This is a genomic window from Methylobacterium gregans (assembly GCF_022179245.1).
GTDB lineage: Bacteria > Pseudomonadota > Alphaproteobacteria > Rhizobiales > Beijerinckiaceae > Methylobacterium > Methylobacterium gregans.
In genome coordinates this window covers 1-19,176 of record NZ_BPQM01000012.1, presented here as the reverse complement: position 1 = coordinate 19,176, position 19,176 = coordinate 1, and the positions used below count along the sequence as shown (strand labels likewise).

General features: G+C 69.4%; 24 protein-coding genes. 17 read left to right on the top strand and 7 right to left on the bottom strand.

From position 1 onward, the window contains the following. Window positions 1–28 precede the first annotated feature (28 nt). Window positions 29–238 (bottom strand): hypothetical protein, encoded by a 210-nt coding sequence (locus MFF54_RS03055; RefSeq protein ID WP_238301179.1) that lies wholly within the window; start codon window positions 236–238, stop codon window positions 29–31. A gap of 16 nt (window positions 239–254) precedes the next feature. Next, window positions 255–1,115, bottom strand: coding sequence for a universal stress protein (locus tag MFF54_RS03050; RefSeq protein WP_238301178.1), 861 nt, complete (start codon window positions 1,113–1,115; stop codon window positions 255–257). A 262-nt stretch (window positions 1,116–1,377) separates the two neighbouring features. Here MFF54_RS03050 and MFF54_RS03045 point away from each other — a divergent pair, with 262 nt between their 5' ends. From MFF54_RS03045 to MFF54_RS02990, 12 genes are all read left to right on the top strand, one after another. Continuing rightward, window positions 1,378–2,928 (top strand): PAS domain-containing sensor histidine kinase, encoded by a 1,551-nt coding sequence (locus MFF54_RS03045; RefSeq protein ID WP_238301177.1) that lies wholly within the window; start codon window positions 1,378–1,380, stop codon window positions 2,926–2,928. Continuing rightward, window positions 2,918–3,526: a response regulator FixJ gene (gene fixJ / locus MFF54_RS03040; RefSeq protein WP_238301176.1), complete on the top strand. Its 609-nt coding sequence runs from the start codon at window positions 2,918–2,920 to the stop codon at window positions 3,524–3,526. The genes MFF54_RS03045 and fixJ overlap by 11 nt, the downstream gene beginning before the upstream one ends. A gap of 89 nt (window positions 3,527–3,615) precedes the next feature. Beyond that, a complete protein-coding gene (locus tag MFF54_RS03035) occupies window positions 3,616–4,005 on the top strand; it encodes a response regulator transcription factor (RefSeq protein ID WP_238301175.1) in 390 nt (129 codons plus the stop codon). 240 nt (window positions 4,006–4,245) lie between these two features. Then, complete coding sequence (locus tag MFF54_RS03030) at window positions 4,246–4,908, top strand: hypothetical protein (protein WP_238301174.1); 663 nt, start codon at window positions 4,246–4,248, stop codon at window positions 4,906–4,908. A gap of 697 nt (window positions 4,909–5,605) precedes the next feature. Further along, window positions 5,606–5,953: an SPW repeat protein gene (locus MFF54_RS03025; protein ID WP_370880318.1), complete on the top strand. Its 348-nt coding sequence runs from the start codon at window positions 5,606–5,608 to the stop codon at window positions 5,951–5,953. 94 nt (window positions 5,954–6,047) lie between these two features. After that, window positions 6,048–6,272 carry a hypothetical protein gene (locus tag MFF54_RS03020; protein ID WP_238301172.1) on the top strand — a complete coding sequence of 75 codons (225 nt, stop codon included), beginning with the start codon at window positions 6,048–6,050 and terminating at the stop codon, window positions 6,270–6,272. Between the two features lie 121 nt (window positions 6,273–6,393). Continuing rightward, the gene (locus MFF54_RS03015; RefSeq protein WP_238301171.1) at window positions 6,394–7,080 is read left to right on the top strand and encodes a helix-turn-helix domain-containing protein; all 687 of its coding nucleotides are present in this window, start codon (window positions 6,394–6,396) and stop codon (window positions 7,078–7,080) included. Between the two features lie 32 nt (window positions 7,081–7,112). Beyond that, complete coding sequence (locus MFF54_RS03010; protein ID WP_238301170.1) at window positions 7,113–7,460, top strand: DUF1476 domain-containing protein; 348 nt, start codon at window positions 7,113–7,115, stop codon at window positions 7,458–7,460. A gap of 76 nt (window positions 7,461–7,536) precedes the next feature. Beyond that, entirely contained in the window at window positions 7,537–8,187 is a 651-nt protein-coding gene (locus MFF54_RS03005; RefSeq protein ID WP_238301169.1) for a BON domain-containing protein, read from the top strand. A gap of 11 nt (window positions 8,188–8,198) precedes the next feature. Then, entirely contained in the window at window positions 8,199–8,669 is a 471-nt protein-coding gene (locus tag MFF54_RS03000; protein WP_238301168.1) for a hypothetical protein, read from the top strand. Between the two features lie 72 nt (window positions 8,670–8,741). Continuing rightward, on the top strand, window positions 8,742–8,924 hold the full coding sequence (locus MFF54_RS02995; RefSeq protein WP_238301167.1) for a hypothetical protein: 183 nt from the start codon (window positions 8,742–8,744) through the stop codon (window positions 8,922–8,924). 328 nt (window positions 8,925–9,252) lie between these two features. After that, window positions 9,253–9,975: a Crp/Fnr family transcriptional regulator gene (locus MFF54_RS02990; protein ID WP_238301166.1), complete on the top strand. Its 723-nt coding sequence runs from the start codon at window positions 9,253–9,255 to the stop codon at window positions 9,973–9,975. 40 nt (window positions 9,976–10,015) lie between these two features. On the opposite strand, the gene MFF54_RS02985 is transcribed toward MFF54_RS02990, so the two are convergent. Then, entirely contained in the window at window positions 10,016–11,131 is a 1,116-nt protein-coding gene (locus tag MFF54_RS02985; protein ID WP_238301165.1) for an acetate/propionate family kinase, read from the bottom strand. Window positions 11,132–11,140: 9 nt separating this feature from the next. Continuing rightward, the gene (locus MFF54_RS02980) at window positions 11,141–13,684 is read right to left on the bottom strand and encodes a phosphoketolase family protein (protein ID WP_238301164.1); all 2,544 of its coding nucleotides are present in this window, start codon (window positions 13,682–13,684) and stop codon (window positions 11,141–11,143) included. A gap of 132 nt (window positions 13,685–13,816) precedes the next feature. Here MFF54_RS02980 and MFF54_RS02975 point away from each other — a divergent pair, with 132 nt between their 5' ends. From MFF54_RS02975 to MFF54_RS02955, 5 genes are all read left to right on the top strand, one after another. Beyond that, entirely contained in the window at window positions 13,817–14,017 is a 201-nt protein-coding gene (locus MFF54_RS02975) for a hypothetical protein (RefSeq protein WP_238301163.1), read from the top strand. A gap of 26 nt (window positions 14,018–14,043) precedes the next feature. Further along, on the top strand, window positions 14,044–14,691 hold the full coding sequence (locus tag MFF54_RS02970) for a BON domain-containing protein (protein WP_238301162.1): 648 nt from the start codon (window positions 14,044–14,046) through the stop codon (window positions 14,689–14,691). A gap of 107 nt (window positions 14,692–14,798) precedes the next feature. Further along, on the top strand, window positions 14,799–15,614 hold the full coding sequence (locus MFF54_RS02965; protein WP_238301161.1) for a universal stress protein: 816 nt from the start codon (window positions 14,799–14,801) through the stop codon (window positions 15,612–15,614). Further along, window positions 15,614–15,949, top strand: a complete 336-nt coding sequence (locus MFF54_RS02960; protein ID WP_238301160.1) for a c-type cytochrome — start codon at window positions 15,614–15,616, stop codon at window positions 15,947–15,949. Before MFF54_RS02965 ends, MFF54_RS02960 begins: the two co-directional genes overlap by 1 nt. 14 nt (window positions 15,950–15,963) lie before the next feature. After that, a complete protein-coding gene (locus MFF54_RS02955; RefSeq protein WP_238301159.1) occupies window positions 15,964–16,824 on the top strand; it encodes a universal stress protein in 861 nt (286 codons plus the stop codon). A gap of 98 nt (window positions 16,825–16,922) precedes the next feature. Here the strand turns inward: MFF54_RS02955 and MFF54_RS02950 are convergent, their stop codons facing one another. The 3 genes from MFF54_RS02950 to MFF54_RS02940 all read right to left on the bottom strand — a co-directional run bounded on the left by MFF54_RS02950 (window position 16,923) and on the right by MFF54_RS02940 (window position 18,917). Then, the gene (locus MFF54_RS02950; RefSeq protein WP_238301158.1) at window positions 16,923–18,170 is read right to left on the bottom strand and encodes a tyrosine-type recombinase/integrase; all 1,248 of its coding nucleotides are present in this window, start codon (window positions 18,168–18,170) and stop codon (window positions 16,923–16,925) included. A 3-nt stretch (window positions 18,171–18,173) separates the two neighbouring features. Next, window positions 18,174–18,530, bottom strand: a complete 357-nt coding sequence (locus tag MFF54_RS02945; protein WP_238301157.1) for a helix-turn-helix domain-containing protein — start codon at window positions 18,528–18,530, stop codon at window positions 18,174–18,176. Window positions 18,531–18,713: 183 nt separating this feature from the next. Beyond that, window positions 18,714–18,917 (bottom strand): hypothetical protein, encoded by a 204-nt coding sequence (locus tag MFF54_RS02940; protein WP_238301156.1) that lies wholly within the window; start codon window positions 18,915–18,917, stop codon window positions 18,714–18,716. Window positions 18,918–19,176 lie beyond the last annotated feature (259 nt).

Genomic DNA, 19,176 nt, shown 5'->3' with positions numbered 1-19,176 from the left:
CGCGGCGGCCTCGATTACGACGTGCACCTCACTCGACGAAGCCCCAGCCAGCCTCCAACGCGGCGCGCTCCTCCTCGTTCAGCGGGCCCGGCCATTCGATCCTGTTCGGCGCCCGCACCTGGGGTGGTGCCTCATCGGCCTTCGACTGCGCCGCAGCCGGCTCGGACAGGCGAGCGCGTTTCCGCGGCCGCAATGCCCGGTCGGTCGCGACGCTCCGTCGAGGATCTCGCTCGGTCATCGTCAGCCTCCAGGCTTCAGCGGGACAGGAACAGGGGTGCCGGGCTGCCCCTGAGGAATGAGCGCGTCACGCCACCGAAGAAGTATTCGCGGATCGGGGCGTGCCGGTAGGCGCCCATCACGATCATGTCCGCCCGGAACAACCCGGCCTGGGCGCGCAACGTTTCGGCGACGCTCTCTCCCTTCGGCAGGTCGTTGACGCTGACGTTGACCCCATGCCGGGCGAGATGGGGCGCGAACTCGGCGCCCGGCACCGCCTCATGGATCTCCGCCTCGGTGCCGACCGAGACGATCTCGACCGCATCGGCCGAACGCAGGAACGGCATGGCGTCATTGGCCGCCCGCGCGGCCTGCGCGCTGCCGTCCCAGGCGACGATGATCCGCCGCGCCGCGAAGGCGTCGTGTCCCGGCGGTACGGCGATGACCGGCCGGCCGCTGTGGAACAGCGCCTTCTCGATCATCTCACGGTCGAGGTCGTACTTGCGCGGACCGATGTCCAGGACCGTCAGGTCGTGCAGGCGCGCACGGGCGGCGAGACGGTTCACGATCTCCGGATACGGCAGGCTCGGCGCCTCGGTCGTGCAGACGACGCCGGCCTGCGCGGCATCCCCGGCCGAGCGCTCGGCGACGGAGCGGGCTAACGCGTCGAGCCGGCGGTCCATAACCGAGACGCCTTCGTAGTCGAACTCGCCGAGCCAGGCGTCGTCGCCCGAGAGGCGCCACGAGGCCGACTGGACGGTGAGGTGGGCGCCTGCGGCCTTGGCCAAGGTCAGGCCGTAGCCGATGGCCGACGAGGCCTCCTCGCGCTCGCCTTCCACGGCGGTCCCGACGAGGACGTCGCGGATGCCCGCCAGGGGCGAAGGGCTGGGTCTGGACATGGGAGTTCTCCGGGTTGAGCCGACCCAAAGGTTCCTCCCGTCGTGGCGGCACCGCGTTGATCCACCTCAAGCGGCTCGGGCGGCGCGGCATCGGCGACGGCTCGGACCAAAGAACTACTCGGCGTCGGCCGCGAATACGCACCGGCGGCTGTTCCCCGTAGCGGAATCGCAGTAATGACCGGATGCGCGATGCAGACGCCCTACGGGTGGACACAGGCGAGTTCCATGACGGCCGCGCGCAGGACCTTTCCGGGTGCGCTCGATGACGGACCCCGTCGACATGCCCAGCGCCGACCGTTGGCGTGACGCCACGCAGGCGAACGACGAACTTCGTCAGACCCTCGACGAGGTCGGCATCTGCGTCTGGTCGCTGGACATCCCCACCGGACGCGCCACCGTCTCGCCGACCTGCGCGCGCCTGTTCGGGGTGCCGCCCGAGCGGCTGACCACCTTCGCCGCCTCACAGGCCCTCGTGCACCCGGACGACCGGCAGGGCCGGGCGGACGCCATCCAGCGGGCCTTGCGGGATGGCGGAAGCTACGAGGTCGACTACCGCGTCGTGCGCCCCGACGGCCACGTCTGCTGGCTGCGCTCGCGCGGGAGGGTGAGCCTCGACGCGGACGGTCGGCCGGCGCGCCATCGCGGGGTGGTGCTTAGCATCGACGAGCAGAAGCGGGCCGAGGAGGACATCCGGGCGCGAGAGGCGCACCTGCGCTCGATCCTCGACACCGTGCCCGAGGCGATGGTCGTCATCGACGAGGCGGGCCTGATCCACTCGTTCAGCGCCGCCGCCGAGCGCCTGTTCGGCTACGCGGCCGACGAGGCGGTCGGGCGGAACGTCCGCATCCTGATGCCTGAGCCGATGCAGGGCGAGCACGACGGCTACCTCGACCGCTACCGCCGGACCCGGGAACGCCGCATCATCGGCACCAACCGGGTCGTGACCGGCCGGAGGCGGGACGGCTCAACCTTCCCGATGGAGCTCGCCATCGGCGAGATGCGCTCGGGCGAACAGGTCTACTTCACCGGCTTCATCAACGACCTCACCGAGCATCAGCGCACCCAGGCCCGCCTCCAGGAACTTCAGTCCGAGCTCGCCCACGTCTCCCGCCTGAGTGCGATGGGCGAGATGGCCTCCGCGCTCGCGCACGAGCTGAACCAGCCGCTCGGCGCCATCGCGAACTACACCAAGGGCTGCCGCCGCCTGCTGGCACGCCCTGGCCCCGAGGCCATCGCCAAGACGGTGGAGGTTCTCGGCAAGGCCGCCGAGCAGGCGCTGCGGGCCGGCCAGATCATCCGGCGCCTGCGCGAGTTCGTCGCCCGCGGCGAAACCGAAAGGCGGGTCGAGCCGGTCGCGAGGCTGATCGAAGAGGCCAGCGCGCTGGCGCTGGTCGGAGCCCGCGAGCAGGGCATCGTCGCGCGCGTCGTCGTCGACCCGCGGGTCGGCTCCGTCCTCGCCGACCGGGTGCAGGTGCAGCAGGTCTTGGTGAACCTCCTGCGCAACGCCCGCGAGGCCATGCAGCAGGGCGACAGGCGCGAACTGACCGTCGAGGCGAGGCCAATCGGCGGGGAGACGGTCGAGATCGCCGTTTCGGATACCGGGCCCGGCATCGCCGCGGAGGTCGCCGACAGGCTGTTCCAACCGTTCGTCACCACGAAGCGGAGCGGCATGGGCGTCGGGCTCTCGATTTGCCGCACCATCGTCGAGGCGCATGGCGGGCGCCTCGACGTCGAACGCAACGGCACCGGCGGGGCGACCTTCCGGCTGACGCTCCCGGCCGCCCGTGTGGGGGACCTGCCCGATGGCGACTGACGTGGTGCACGTCGTGGACGACGACCCGGCCATGCGGGACTCCCTCGGCTTCCTGCTCGGGACCGAGGGGTTCGAGGTCCGGCTCTACGAGGCCGGGGCGGACCTGCTCGACGGGCTGACCAAGCCGGCCGCGGGATGCGTCCTGACCGACATCCGCATGCCCGGCATCGACGGGCTGGAACTGCTGCGCCGCCTGCGGGCTGCGGGGCACGCCTTGCCGGTGGTGATGATGACGGGGCACGGGGACGTGCCTCTCGCGGTGGAGGCGATGAAGCTCGGCGCCTGCGACTTCATCGAGAAGCCGTTCGACGACGAGGCGCTCATCCAGGCGCTGAGGTCGGCCTTGGAGCGTGGCGGGATCGCCGGAGCGGCCGACCCGACGCTGCGCGAGTTCGTGCGACGCGTCGGAACCTTGAGCGAGCGCGAGCGGCAGGTCCTGGACCACCTCGTCGCCGGCCGCACCAGCAAGGAGATCGGCCGGACGCTCGACATCAGCCCGCGCACCGTCGAGATCTACCGGGCCAAGCTCATGGCCAAGACGCGGGCGGAGAGCCTGCAGGAACTGGTGCGCTGGTCGGTGCTGGGCGGGCTCGCCTGACGCCGGCTTGAGGCAGGTCAAGGCGAGCGCCCGATCCACCCACGCATGATGGCGGCTTCGACCGAGCGCCACACCGAAGGGCGACCGCCATGCCATCGGCCCCTCAGAGCCTCATATACGTCGTGGACGACGACCCCGCCGTCTTGCACTCCACGCGCTTCCTGATCGAGTGCGAAGGCCATCGCGTCGAGACCTTCTCCGACGGTAGCGAACTGCTGGCCGCCTTTCCCGGCCCGCAACCGGCCTTCGTGCTGCTCGACCAGGTCATGGCGGGGATGGACGGCCTTGAGGTGTTCGGCCGTCTGCGCAAGCTCGACGCTCATGTTCCGGTCGTGCTGATCACCGGCCATCCAGACCCGGGCATCCGGACTCGGGCAAGGGCGGCGGGCATTCCCCTGGTCGATAAGCCGCTGGTTTTCGACGCGCTCCTCGGCTTGCTCGCCGAGGATGCCGCCCATGTTTCGGCCCCCCGAGCCTGAGTGGTAGCACCAGCACGGCCCGGCCATGCCCTACGCTCAAGCGGTGCAAAGCAGACTTCTCCTACTCACTCGGAAGCGTCCGAGAAGGGTGGATTGCCGCCGACCGCTCTTGGGTGGGGCTACGCGAGACAGCGGACGAGGTTGCCGCCCATACCTCCGACCCGGCGTAGAGATCCCCTGCGTGCTAATCCTATACAATTCTCGAAGTGCTTCGATGGCATCGATAGGCTACCAGCAGGAATGATTTGGACCCCTTCCTCGCACCTGCCGCTCATACAAGGAGTGGCTCAGGCCATCGTTGACGACATCATCGCCAATGGCGCACCTGCCCTCGACGGTCGGTACACAAGCATAGCCACCGATATATTCGCGGGGTGCCCCCTCGCCGTTTCGGTCGCATTAAAGCCATTGAACGACCTCGAAGCTATCGAGGCATCCGCAGGAAGTAAAAGCATTTCGCTTCGAATCGGAAGTCTTCAACGACCCAGAACCGCACCAGCAGATGTTATTGGATCGGTCGGTGGCGCACTATGTCATGAGTTGGTACATAAAAATCAAAGTGAACGTGATTCAGCATCTTTCATCATGGCAGCAATCGTGCAGAAAGAATGGCATAAGCACGTATCCACGCGGACTTCGCCTGAGGAATGGCTGACGGGATATTATGGCACAGTCTACGAATTTGAGGCGCTTGCCGAGCAGGTTGCCTATGAAATCTGGCTGCATGATACGATTTCGGGCATTTCAGCAAGAAAAAATGTAAGCCTTGCGGCGGTGAGCGGAGGCGAAGCCTTGCGACGAATTAAACTCAGGCTGAACCCGCCCGGAGCAACGAGTTCAGTTATTGCAGCTTGGATGCAGATTTTTGAGTCCAAAGTGAACGAGGCACTATCGTCTTGGTAATTGATAATCTGCATTATTTTTGACATCAAGAACTTGAACGATGTCCTGTGACAGAGCTGATCAGATCGCGGTGGAGCAGGTGAGCCGCTCACGTTACGGAAGTTGCCTGGCGCCAGCTCTTCACCCCAGAGCGAAGTTGCCGGAGAGCTCACGAACGGCAGCTTCAGAGAAACACCGACGGCAGTCCGGACGGCAAGCATGGGTCTGGAGAGAACCCGGGCATGGGACCCAGTCCTCAATATTCGGCTGCTGACACGCCTCGGGCCTGATCCTCATGCCTTTGGTCCTCGTCGGCTTGCGTCAGATCAAGGTCGCTCCGCGGCTCTTGCGCCAAACTGTGAACCAGCCGGAACGGGGAAGGCGCACGCGGTCCCCTCTACGTGGGCCCTGGGCCGTTCCGCGTAAGCCGCCGCGCCCGCGAAGTCCCGCGGCGGGCTGCACGCATGGGCACCATTCTCCGTCGGTATGAGCAGGCGAGGTCCAGGCCCCGGCTTCACGCAGGTCGAGTGGCTACGGGGTGTGACGACGGACGCCCCTCGCGCTCCTTGAGCCACATCAAAGCTTCGATGCGACATTGCCGGATGCTCGGCCTCAGAAGGTGGCAGGCCGTCTGCCGCCAAGGGCCCGGCATTCGGCGTCCCCGGCTCCGGTGCCCCCGTTCCGTAAGGAGGCGACAATGCGGACCATAGAGAACCGGATGGAGGACATGATCCCGAACGCGCTGAACGCGCTGCTGGGCGTCGCGCTCCTCATGGCGCCCTGGTACCTGGGACTCGGGAGCGAGACCGCAGCGGCGCGCAATGCCTTCGTCTGTGGCGGCGCCATCACCGTCGTCGCGGCGCTCGCCCTCGCCAAGTCCTACGACTGGGAGGAATACATCAACCTCGCCGCCGGCCTCTGGGTGTCCATCGCCCCGTGGGCGCTCGGCTTCGCGGACCTGCGGTACCCGGTGTGGCTGCACGTGGGCATCGGGCTCGCAGTGGCCGTCCTCGCCGCGTTCGAACTCTGGCGGCTTTTCGTTTCGCCCCTGGCGCGTTCGGTCTGAGGCATCTTTCATCGCCGGAGGGGCCGCGGAAGCCCATCGCTTGGCCGCGGCCCCTCCCAGGACCATCGGACCAACCGCGTTCCGGAGCGGCGCGATGCCTCTCGACCCCTTGGCGATCCTCGTAGCGTCGTCGTTCACCGCCGGCTGCGTCGCCATTCACGCCCTCAGGCGTCTCGCCGACTCCGTGACGCTGGTTCTGGGCGTCGTCGCCTATGGGCTTGCCACGGCCCTGTGCTCGCTGGCCGCGGGCCGCAACGGCGTCTTCGTGCTGCACGATCCCATACACGCATGGGGCCTCGTGACTGTCGCGCACCCCTGATCGCCGAGCACGCATACGTAATTGCCCTTACGCGGACCTGCTTAAGCGACCGACCGGAATTTTTCAGGACGCCCGGTCCCGGCAATCTCCCGCCATCCGATTTCGGACGAGGAGAGATGCGATGGCCGCCGAGATCACCCTGTCCCCGACTTCGCCCGCGACCGCGAAAGTCACTGTCGGCGGCAAACCCGGTACCGCCCTTTTCGCGGGCTGCCCCGAGCTCATCGGCACCCCGTTCGCCTATGACCGCGAGGAAGAGATCTACGGCGAGGGCGAGGAAGCCGAGTTCGTCTACAAGGTCGTCCGCGGCGCGGTGCGCACCCACAAGGTCCTGAACGACGGGCGGCGCCAGATCACCGGCTTCCACTTGCCCGGCGACCTGTTCGGCCTGGAGCAGGGCGAGACGCATCGGCACACGGCCGAGGCCCTGTCGGACACCCAGGTGGTGATCTTCAAGCGTCGCGGGATCGAACGCGCCGCGGCCCGCAGCGCCGAGGTGGCCTGCCAGCTCTGGACCATGGCGGCGAGCGGCCTTCGCTACGCCCAGGACCACATGCTGCTGCTCGGTCGGCGTTCGGCGGTGGAGCGCGTCGCGACCTTCCTGATGGAGGTCGACGAGCGTCTCGGCGGCACGAGCACCTTCGCGCTGCCGATGACCCGACGCGACATCGCGGATCACCTTGGCCTAACCATCGAGACCGTGTCGCGGACCTTCTCGCAACTGGAGGAGGACGGGGCGCTGCTTCGCGCGGGCGGGCGTCAGGTCAGCCTCCGACGCGCCCGGCTCCGACGCGTTGTCGAGGATTGAAGACAACCCAAGCCGGTATCGGGGAGGAGACCATGGCCACGACATTCGACGAGCGCGAGCGGGCCTACGAGCAACGTTTCGTCCTGGAGGAGGAGGCGCGCTTCCACACCCGCAACAGGCGCAACCGGCTCCTGGCTAGCTGGGCCTGCGAACGGATGGCCCTGAGCGGGCCGGCGGCCGAAGCGTACGTCACCGCCTTCACGGATTGTGCCGTCGTGGCCGACGACGAGACGATGATCACGCGGCTCCAATCGGACCTGGCGGCCGCGGGCATCGGGGCGACACTTCCGCACCTGCGGAAGGAGACGGAGCGCTGCGCCGCACTGGCGAGGGCCGAGCGCCGCGTGGGTGTTGCGCTGGATCAAGGCTCCTCCGTCTAGGCCGGGCAGGATCACCCGGCCGCTGCCCACCACGCCATCCGGCATGAACGGGAGAGAGGCCATGAGGAGAAGCGCCATGACCGACAAGGACCTGCGCCGCGACGTTCTCGACGAGCTCGACTTCGACCCCAGCCTCGACGCGGGCGACATCGGCGTCGCCGTCTCGGACGGCATCGTGACGCTCACCGGCCACGTCGGCAGCTACGCCGAGAAGGTCGAGGCCGAGCGCGCCGTCCGGCGCGTCCGGGGCGTGCGCGCCATCGCCCAAGAGATCCAGGTCCGATACGCGGACGCGAAGAAGGTCGCCGACGACCAGATCGCCGCGCGGGCGCTGGCCATCATCGACTGGTCCGTCCACCTGCCGAAGCGGGCCATCCAGGTGACGGTCGCCGGTGGCTGGGTCACCCTCACCGGCGCGGTTCACTGGCAGTACCAGTCGGCGGGCGCCGAGGCGGCGGTCCGCAAGCTCACCGGTGTGCACGGGGTGACGAACCACATCGAGGTCAGGCCCGAGGCCCGCCCGGATGCGGTCAAGGACAAGATCCTGGAGGCGTTCCGGCGCAGCGTCATGTTCGAGGCGGACGGGATCAAGGTCACCGTCACGGGCGACAAGGTCACGCTGGAGGGGGCGGTGTCGGCCTGGACGGAGCGCGACGCCGCCGAGCGCGCGGCCTGGTCGGTGCCGGGCGTCCGCGCCGTCGAGGACCGCATCGTCGCCCTGAGTTGAGGAGGACCACCATGTCCGTAGAGATGCACGGGTCCGATGCAGTCGCACCGCCGCTCGGGCCGCGGCCCGAGACCGGGGCTGCCCCGGCCGCGATGTTCCGCGTGACCCTGACGCTGGCGCGCTGCCCGGAGCATCCGGATGGCAGCGTAGGGCGGGGCTACCAGATCGTTGCTCCGCTCGGACCGGACGGGCGCCTCGACGCGGCGCTCTGGCGCGAGACCCGGGACCACTGCCGGGTGCGACGGTTCTGGGTCGGCGAGCGCGACCGCCATGGCCGCCTCGTCCACCGCGCCGGCGGAGAGGGCGGGGCGACCTGGCTGATCGACTATGCCGACTGGACGAACGAGGACGACGAGCCCGGTTACCACCTCGGCACACACGCCTTCGTCGAGGGCGAGTACGTCTCGATCCGCGATGCCGGCGACGAGACCTACCGCACCTTCAGGGTCTCCCACGTCAGCCGCGTCGAGGCGGGGGCTTAGGCCATGAGGCAGGCATCGACGACCCTTCCGTCCCACCCTCCGCGCTCGGATTTCGAGCTCGCGGAGAATGCCTTGCTGACGCTGTGGCGCACCTTCTGGCTCGACCTCCCGCTCGCCTGGGCGGGCGAGGTCGACCGGCTCCTGTATCGATGGGCGCAGCCGGTCGATATGGGCGACTGCCTCTTCGGCCTCGACGTCGGTCACGGGGACGGCGAGCGCGAGCGGGCGCCGGGTCGGAGCCCGGACACGGTTTAGGCGCCCTTCCGCCGCCGACCGTCAGGCCGGCCTGCGGGGAATGCCGCCGGACCGGGTTCGGGCCAGGCAGGGCGGACGGTGGTCCGGACCGATTTTTTGATTCACCGCAAAGCGGGGTCGCATCGAGCCGGCAACCTGTCTTCCGTTCCGTGGAACTAGGGGGCGCATCATGTCCATGGCCGACGGGGAGATACGTTCGAGGACGAACCAACCGAATGCCTACGACCGGCGCGAGCCACCTCCCGGCCCGACGTATCCGTCGACGCCGCCGCGAGGGCCGCAACCGGGCAATGGGAAGACCGTTCGCGGTCCGATCCATGCGTCAGGCGTGGACTGGACCTTAACCCTCAGGCGCAAGCTGGATCGGTCCGGTGTTCCGGCCCACGAGGCCGATGCCCTCGCCGCGTCCGTGTCACGGGTCGTCACGGTCGAGGCCGACCGGGAGATCGTGCGCGAGGACGACGAACCGGCCGAATGCCGGCTCCTCCTGGATGGCTGGACCTGCCGGTACATCCCCCTGGAGACCGCCCGGCCCCAGATCCTCGCCCTGCAGCTTCCCGGGGATTTCCTGGACCTGCAGGGCCTCGTCCGTCGGCGGGTGGATCACGTGGTCGCCTCGCTCACGCCCTGTCGCGTCGTGGTCATCCCGCACGATGCCTTGCGGGACCTCATGGAGCGGCATTCCGGCATCGGCCGCATGGTGCATTTCGAAACGGCGGTCGAGCTGGCCACCGCCCGCCGCTGGCTCCTGAACGCAGCCCACCGCCCGGCGTACGAAGGGTTCGCGCACCTGATTTGCGAACTCTTCACGCGGGCGGCGGCCGCCGGCATCGCCGAGGCGTCCCGGTTTCCCATGCCGTTGACGCAGGCGGAATTCGGCAGCGCCATGGGCCTGACGTCGGTCCACGCGAACCGCACCCTGAAGAGGCTTCGCCAGGCCGGGCTAATCTCGTGGCGATGCCGGTGGATGACCATCGAGGATTGGGACGGGCTGGCCGAGGTCGCCGAGTTCGATCCCGCTTACCTGAAGGGCGAACACCCGACGTCCTGACCGGGAAGTCTCGCAGTGGCTTGCCCGGCGACAGGCGCGCTCACGTCAGGGCGAGCGCTTCGGTCACCGACAGGGCGATCTCGCGCTCCTCGTTCGCGGGCACGATGCGGATCGTGACCGCCGAGCCGGGCGCCTCGATCCTCGCCTCGCCGCCGGCATTGGCCACGTCGTCGAGCGCGACGCCCGCGAATGCAAGCCCGCGACAGACCGCGACGCGGACCTGCGCGGCATGCTCGCCGATGCCGCCGGTGAAGACGACGGCGTCGACCCCGCCGAGTGCGGCGATGAGGGAGCCCGCTTCCCGCACGATCCGGTAAGCGAACAGGTCCAGGGCCTCACGCGCGCCCGGCGCGTCGCTCGCCTCCAGGACCCGCACGTCGTCGCTGATACCGGAGACGCCGAGAAGGCCCGACCGCTCGTTCAGGAGCTCGGCCACCGCGTCGGGCGACAGGCCACGCTCCCGGATCAGGTGCAGCACGAGGCCGGGGTCGACCGCCCCGCTGCGGGTGCCCATCATCACCCCATCGAGCGTCGTGAAGCCCATCGTCGTGGCGACGCTGCGCCCGTCCCGGATCGCGCACAGGCTCGCCCCGTGCCCGAGATGGGCGGCCAGTACCCGCCCTGTTGGATAACTTCGGGCGAGATGGGCGTAGGACAGCCCGTGGAAGCCGAAGCGCACGAGCCCCACATCGAGGAGGGCGCGCGGCAGCGGGTAGAGTTGGGCGAGCCGATCCTGCGTCCTGTGGAAGGCCGTATCGAAACAGGCGACCTGCGGCAGGCGCGGCCACGTCTCCCCGACCGCCCGGATGCAGGCCAGGGCCTGCGGCTGGTGCGCCGGTGCCAGCGGCACCAGTCCCTCCAACGTGACCATGACGTCCGCATCGAGGCGGACCGGCGCCGCGTGGCGCAAGCCGCCATGGACGACGCGGTGACCGGCCGCCGTCGGCGCGTAGGGCAGTCGGTCGAACAGCCAGCGGGCGACGGTCGCGTGGTCACCCTGTGGTGGCCGTTCGCCGACCACCGGCTCGCCATCGACCGACAGCTTCGGGTGCGTCCCGGTGCCGGCGACGTGGGTGCGCCAGACCGGTGCGTCGACGCCGGGCCGGAACAGGGCACAGCGCAGGCTGGACGATCCGGCGTTGAGAACGAGGATCATCGTGCGCTCTCAGGTGACGACCGTCCAACCGTCCACGGTGCCCGACCGGCCGGGCTCGTCCGCGTCGGTCGGGCCGCACTGCATGATGTCACCCTCGATCCGGCGGTCGTGGTCCTCGGGCGCGTGCCGTCCCGACCAGGTCCAGTCCCGCACCTCCGGCAGGTCGTCGCCTGTCCGGCGGACGTGCTCGCGATGGGCGGCCAACGCGTCCCGGAGCGCCTCCTCGGCATGCGCGGCGCGGGCGCCCAGTCGTGCCACGGACCGGATTGCGGCCTGGGCGAGGTGGAACCGGTCGAGCCGGTTCAGCACGCACATGTCGAAGGGCGTCGTCGTCGTGCCCTCCTCGATGAAGCCGTGGACGTGGAAGTTTCCGTGGTTCGTACGCTTGTAGGTCAGCCTGTGGATCAGCCACGGATAGCCGTGGTAGGCGAACACCACCGGCCGGTCGCGCGTGAACAGGCTGTCGAAGGTCGGGTCGTCGAGCCCGTGCGGGTGCGTCCCGGGCGCCGGCAGCGTCATCAGGTCGACCACGTTGACGACCCGGACCCGCATCTCCGGGACGTGCCGGCGCAGCCAGTCCACCGCGGCGAGCGTCTCCTGGGTCGGGACGTCGCCAGCGCAGGCCATCACCACGTCGGGCTCCGCCTCGCCCTCGTTCGAGGCCCATTCCCAGGTCCCGACGCCGGCGGCGCAGTGCCGGACGGCCTCGTCCAGGCTCAGCCACTGCAGGGCGGGCTGCTTACCGGCCACGACGACGTTGATGCGGTCGTGGGTCCGCAGGCAGTGGTCCATGGCGCAGAGAAGCGTGTTCGCGTCCGGCGGCAGGTAGATCCGCGCCGTGTCCCCGCGCTTGTTCGCCACGAAGTCGATGAAGCCCGGGTCCTGGTGGCTGAAGCCGTTGTGGTCCTGCCGCCAGACGTGGGACGAGAGTAGGATGTTCAGGGACGGGACCGGCCGGCGCCAGGGCAGGTCGCGCGAGGACTTCAGCCACTTGGCGTGCTGGTTCACCATGGAATCGACGACGTGGGCGAAGGCCTCGTAGGTGGCGAACAGGCCGTGCCGCCCGGTCAGCACGTAACCCTCCAGCCAGCCCTCGCAGAGGTGTTCGCTCAGCACCTCCATGACTCGGCCGTCGCGCCGGAGGTGGTCGTCGCCGGGGACGATCTCCTCCTGCCAGGCCCGGCCGGTCACCTCGAAGACCGCGTCGAGGCGGTTCGAGGCGGTCTCGTCCGGCCCCATCAGGCGGAAGTTCCGGCTCCGCGCGTTCAGCGTCATCACCTCCCGAAGGTAGGTCCCGAGCGCGCGGGTGGCCTCGCCCCTGGTGCGGCCGGGTTCCGGCACGGCAACGGCGACGCGGCCTAGGTCCGGTAGGCGTAGCGGGGCGCTCCCGTGCGCGTTGGCGTGCGGGTTGGCCGATATGCGCCGCGCTCCTTTGGGCGGAAGTGTCGCGAGGTCGGGTACGAGCGAGCCGTCCTCGGCGAACAACTCCTCCGGCCTGTAGGAGCGCAGCCAAGCCTCCAGGATCGCGCGGTGCTCCGCGTCATCCCGCACGGCCGCCACGGGCACTTGGTGCGAGCGCCAGGTGCCCTCGACGGGCTTGCCGTCCACCCGGTCCGGCCCCGTCCAGCCCTTGGGGCTGCGCAGCACGATCATGGGCCACCGCGGACGCCCTGGCTCGCCGCGGACGGCGCGCCTGCGGATCTCCGCGATGGCGTCGAAGGACGCATCGAGGGCGGTGGCCATGGCTTGGTGCATCGGGGCCGGCTCGTCGCCCTCGACGAAGGTCGGCTCGTAGCCGTAGCCGACGAGGAGGCTGCGCAACTCGGCCCCGGGCATGCGCGCGAGGAGCGTCGGGTTGGCGATCTTGTAGCCGTTGAGGTGCAGGATCGGCAGCACGGTGCCGTCCGTCATCGGGTCCAGGAACTTGTTCGAGTGCCAGGAGGCGGCGAGCGGCCCGGTCTCGGCCTCGCCGTCGCCGACCACGCAGGCGACGGTGAGGCCGGGATTGTCGAGGGCTGCCCCGAACGCGTGAGCCAAGGAATAGCCGAGCTCGCCGCCCTCGTGGATGGAGCCCGGCAGCTCCGGCGAGGCGTGGCTCGGGATGCCCCCGGGAAACGAGAACTGCCGGAACAGGCGCGCCAAGCCGTCGAGGTCTCGGGCGACGTCGGGGTAGATCTCGCTGTAGGTGCCCTCTAGGTACGCGTTCGCCACGAGCCCCGGCGCGCCGTGACCCGGTCCCCAGACCGCGATCATGTCGAGATCGCGCTGGCTGATGACCCGGTTCAGGTGCGCGTAGATGAAGTTGAGGCCTGGCGTCGTGCCCCAGTGGCCGAGGAGCCGCGGCTTGACGTGCTCGGGTTGCAGCGGCTCGCGCAGGAGCGGGTTGGCCATGAGGTAGATCTGGCCGACCGACAGGTAGTTCGCGGCCCGCCAGTAGGCGTCGATCCTCCGGAGGCTGTCAGGTCCGAGCGGTCCCGGCACGAACGTCGGCGCACGCCGGTCGCCTCGATGTCCGCCTTCTTGGCGCTCCCTCGTTCCGTGCGTCGCGTCCATGCCGGCCTCCCGGGGGTGTTCATCCCGGCGTAGACCGTGCCGGCGGACCGGACCGGCGGCGTTGAGGTGGATCAAAGCGCGCCCGGCGAGGGCCGGCAGGATGTCCCCCGTCAGGCAAGACGGGAGCGAACGATGACCCTGGTGCTTCGAACCACCCAAATCCGGACGGTACGCCGCGTGCGGGTACCGGTCGGACTGGCGCCGCTGAACGACGCGGGCCGACGGGTCGTCACCGATGGCTACCGCTACCGGAGCATCGGAAGCCTGCAGGCCCTGGCCCTGGCCATTGCGGCGTCGGCGGTGACGCCGGCGCTGCTTTGGCTCGCCCTCTGAACCCCGACGGAGCGAGGAGACCGGCGATGGACGACATCACCGTGCACCGGCACGTGCTCGACGAGTTGGAGTACGCCCCGATGATCGACGCGGCGCAGATCGGCGTCACGGTCGAGAACGGCATCGTGACGCTGACCGGGCATGTCCGGAACTACGCCGAGAAGGGCATCGCCGAACGCGTCACGCTCCGGGTCCGAGGCGTACGCGGCGTGGTAGAGCGGATCACGGTCCGTTACCCTGACGACCCGGCCGTCGGCGACGAGGCCTTGGCCGAACGCTGCGCCCGGGTCATCGAGTGGGACGCGCGCGTCCCCCGGGACTCGGTCACGCTCAAGGTCGAGAAGGGCTGCGTCACGCTGCAGGGATGCGTGCCGTACTACCATCAGAAGGCGGCCGTCGATAAGGCGCTGCGGCGGCTGGCCGGCGTCACCGACATCGTCAACCTCATCGCGGTGAAGCCGCCGGCACGCGCCGCCGAGGTGAAGGACAGGATCCTCGCGGCCCTGCGGCGCAGCGCCCGGGACCCGGACACGATCCGCGTGCACGTCGACGGCGACAAGGTCACCCTCGACGGGTGCGTCGATGTCTGGCGCGAGCGCGAACTCGCCGAGCGGGCCGCGTGGTCGGCCCCGGGGGTCCGGGCCGTCGACGACCGCCTGACGCTCGCCTGCTGAGGTTGGCCTGCTGCCGGTCGCGCTGCTTGAGATGGATCAAGGCCGGCGCCTCGGACCAGGGCCACGCTACCCGAATGGAGCCGGATTTCCGGCGGCGGGAGACGGTCATGAAGATCTCCAACATCATGGTCTCGGTCGACCTCGGGGCCGCGGCGGCGGACCGCGTCCAACTGGCGGCGAGCCTCGCCGAGCGTTGCGAGGCCACGCTGATCGGCGTCGCGGCGCGCCCGGTCCTGGCTCCCATGCCGGTCGGCGACATGATCGAGGTCGAGCGCGTCTGGGCCATCGAGGAGCGCTTGGCGGACGAGCAGATCGCGGCGGCCAAGGCCCTGTTCGAGCGCGAGGCCGGGGCGGCGCACAGGACTGACTGGCGCTCGGCCCCGACCAGCCCCCTGGCCTACCTCGCCGCGCAGGCACGCGCCGCGGACATCGTCATTGTCGGACGGCACGGTCCCGCGGACGGCGACCCGGGTCCGATGGGCGTGCCGGCCGGGGCACTCCTGATGGAGGTCGGGCGTCCGGTCCTGATCGCGCCGCCGGGCGTGGAAAGCCTCGCGGCGAAGCGGGTCGTCGTTGCCTGGAAGGACACGCGCGAGGCGCGCCGGGCCGTCCACGACGCGTTACCGTTCCTGACCCGGGCGGATGAGGTCCACGTGGCGGTCGTGGGCCCCGGGGCCGACGACGAGGGCGCCGAGGACGTCACCGCCTACCTCTCCGGCCATGGCGTCACCGTCACGACGCACCTGCTGCACAAGCCGGAGATCGGCGCCGCGGACGAGATCCTTCGGTTCGCCCGGCGCGAGGACGCCGACCTGATCGTGATGGGCGCCTACGGGCATAGCCGCCTACGCGAGTGGGTCTTCGGGGGGGCCACCCGCGACGTCCTGACGACGACGCCCGTCTGCTGCCTGATGAGCCACTGATGCGCTTGGCAACCACCCTTCCGGCGGGCACCCTGGCGCTGCTCGCCATCCTTCATCCGACTCATGCCGCCTTGGCCTGGGACCGGCAGGTCAAGCAGGGCGAGACGCTCGCCAGGACCAACTGCGCCCGCTGCCACGCCGTCGGGCGGGCCGGCGCGAGCCCCCTGCGGGTAGCGCCGCCCTTCCGCGAGTTGCACACGCGCTACCCCGTCGAGGACCTCGGCGAGGCGCTCGCGGAGGGCATCCGCACGGGCCACCCCAGCATGCCGGAGTTCCGGTTTGACCCGGACGAGGCCGAGGCCCTGATCGCCTACCTCAAAAGCCTCGAACGCTGAGCGAGGAGACCCCGATGTTCCTGCGCTGCCTCCTTGTCCCCACCGCTCCGGGCATCGACCCGACCAAACGGCTCGATGCGGCCCTGAGGCTCGGTCGGCCGCTGCACGCGCATATCGGCGTCAGCTTCATGGCGCCGGGCCCGGAGCACGTGCTCGCCGGGATGGCGGGCCTCGTGCCGATGGATTGCGCGACCATCGAGGCCATCGAGCGGGGCGTGCGGGAGTCCGCGGCCGAGGCTCAGGCGGCCTTGCGCGCGTGGTGCGCCCGCGAGGGGGTGGCATTCGGGATGTCGGGCGGGCGGCTGGACGCCACCTTCGCGACCTGGACCGAACTGTCGGGCGAGGTCGAGCCGCTCCTGACCCTGGCGGGCCGCGTCAGCGACCTCGTCATCGTCGACCGGCCCGACCCGGCACATCCGTTCACCGGGCGGGCGCTCGACACGGCGCTGTTCTCGGTGGGGCGCCCGACGATGATGGTCGGCGAGACCGTCCCGTACGACCTGCTGGACCACGTCATGATCGCCTGGAACGGCAGCCTGGAGGCGACGCGCCTGATCGGGCAGTCCATCACGCTCTTGCACGAGGCCGCCCGGGTCACCGTGGTCCACGCGCGGACTGAGCGCTTCGAGGAGGCGCGGGCGGCGGACCTATGCGGCTACCTGCGCTGGCACGGCATCGTGGCGGAGGCGGCTACCCTCGACGTTGGGGACGGGCCCTCGGTCGGCGCGGCTATACTGGCCGAGGCCGGGCGGGGGGACGCCTCGATGTTGGCGCTGGGGGCCTACACCCATAGCCGCGTGCGCGAGTTCCTGCTTGGCGGCGTCACCCGCCACGTCGTGGAGCACGCCCGCATCCCGGTGCTCATGGCGCACTGAGCCCGGCCTCGTCGTCCGCACCGGCATCCGATGTCTGGAACGGAAAGAGCCGCCCCCGGGTCGGAGGCGGCTCGCGGTCGCGCCGTGGTATGGGCGTGTCAGTGGATGGTCTCGCGGGCCAGCGCCCGTTCGCGCATGACCTGCCGAGCATACGCGGTTGCGATCATCCGGAGCTCGACGTCATCCGGGATCACATGGACGTAGTACCGCTGCGTCAGCTCGATGCTTGTGTGGCCGAGGAACTTCGACACCGCCGCGATGTCGCCGGTCGCCCGGTACATCCGCTCGCCCGCCGTACGGCGCAGGTCGTGCAGGGTCAGGTTCTCGATCCCGGCCTCGCGGCAGATGCGTCTGAACCGGTGCATGGCGGCCGCGTAACCGATGGGTGCACGCCGTCCAGACAACTCCCCGCATTGCCGGGTGTACTGCCAGACGAACTCGCGGTGTCGGCCCGCTGCCGCCTCGGCGTCGAGGAGGGCTCGGATCTCCGCGGTGATGACCACCTCGTGGTCCCTGCCGCCCTTCATCTTGACCCTGATGACGTTGGCCTCGTAGTCGACCTGGCTCCAGCGGATGAGCGCGTCCCTCCGGCGCAGTCCGGAGAGCAGGATGAACAGGACGAGCGGCCAGAAGTCGCCGGCGACCTTTTCGAACGCCAATTCCTCCGCCACCGTCATCGTCCTCACCCGGCGCTGGCCTGGCGTCAGGTGAGACTTCCACCTGGGCTCGGCGGGCAACGGCACCTTCCAGTTCTTCCTGGCCCGGCCGAGGAGCGCACTCAGGCGCTTGACGACGCGGAGGTTGACGGTGGCCTTCGAGATGAAACCGTTCTCGGGGCGGCCGAACCTGTGCTCACCGAGCCGGAGGGCGACGAGCCTCGCGACCATGTCGTCGTCGATCTCGGCCAGCGGGGTGTGCGGCCCGATCTTGTCGATCAGCCAGTCGAAGCCGATGTCGTAGTCCTCGGCCTTCACGTAGCTGTCCCCGACCTCCCGCATGAAGCGGGTGACGGCATCGATGAGCGTCATGCTCACTGCACCGTCGGCGGCCGCCTTCTTGATCTTCTCGACCTCGCTCTCCTTCCACCGACGGGCGAATGAGATGGCTTCCTTCTTGGAGGCCAGCTTCGTCGAACCGTTGAAGCGGTTGCCCGCGACGGTGAAGGAGCAGTAGTAGAACTTGGAGTTTTGCGGATTCCAGACGCCATGGCTCTCTGACATGTCTTCGTCCTCTCTTTTCCTGGATTGATGGGTTTCGGGTTTGCTGACGCGAATGACTTTGGGAATTGAGGGTTTGGCTGTGGGGGCTGGAGGCCCCCGGGCGAACGGCCGGAAATCCCGGGGCATGGCTCAGGGCTTCCTGCGGGCCAGCCGGGCGGCGCGCCGCTGGGCGTAGTCGGGGTTTGCCGGGAGGGGCTTCGGTCGTCCGGCCAGCGCATTCGGGAACGGTGCCGCCTTGGCCACCGCGGTCCGTCGCCGCTTCACGAAGCCTTCCAGGTCGTCGGTCAGCACCCGCAGGCTGCGACGGTCGCCGCCCCGTCCGACGTCGATGGCTACGAGGCTGCCGTCGTCGACGTGTCCCTGGACGTGTCGCAGGCTGATGCCGAGCCGCTCGGCAACCTCCTGCAAGGTGAGCGCGCCCTGCAGCAACAGCGCGATCTCCCCGGCTTCGGCCGGTCCGTCTTCATGGTCGTGGATACGCAACATCACGTCCTCTTTCGAAGCTGCGGAAAGGTCTCGGAGGGGGCGGATCGGCCGACACGAGGCATGGGTGTCCGGCCGGGCTACCGGGGGTAGCCGCGCCTCTTCGACGTTCCTGGTTGGGGGTTGGGTCTCAGGCCGGTCGGGAGTGGTGACCCGGCCTACGAGGCGGCGTCGGCCAGCCTCGGCTCAGTCGTTCGGTTTGGTCCCCGCGGACCGGATACGCGCGGCATGGACGGCACGGTCGATCATGTCGGCCTCGTCCGTGGGGAACAGCGTCGTTCCGGCGTCGGGCCGCGTGATCTCCACCAGAACCAAGGCGAACTCGTCCGTCGGGTTGAGACCGTCGACCGTCACCGCCGCCGACGCGCCGGCATCCACGACGCCCTGCATCAGCCGTCGGATGAGGGCCAGCCGCGCCGGGCTCGACGCATTTCGGTCGCCCCCTCCTGTGGATCCCGGGGATCCGATGCCCCCCGCGCTGGAAGCGCGTTGCCTTACGTGCCTGCTCATCTTACCGAGTCCTTCTCTCTGCTGGTTTCGACCCGGACGTCATGCCGGATCGACTTCTCTGCGGGTGGTGACCCGGGCGTAACGGACCCGGGGTTGAAGTGTTTGCTGACGTCGCCCGGGCTTAGAGCCTCTAACAAAA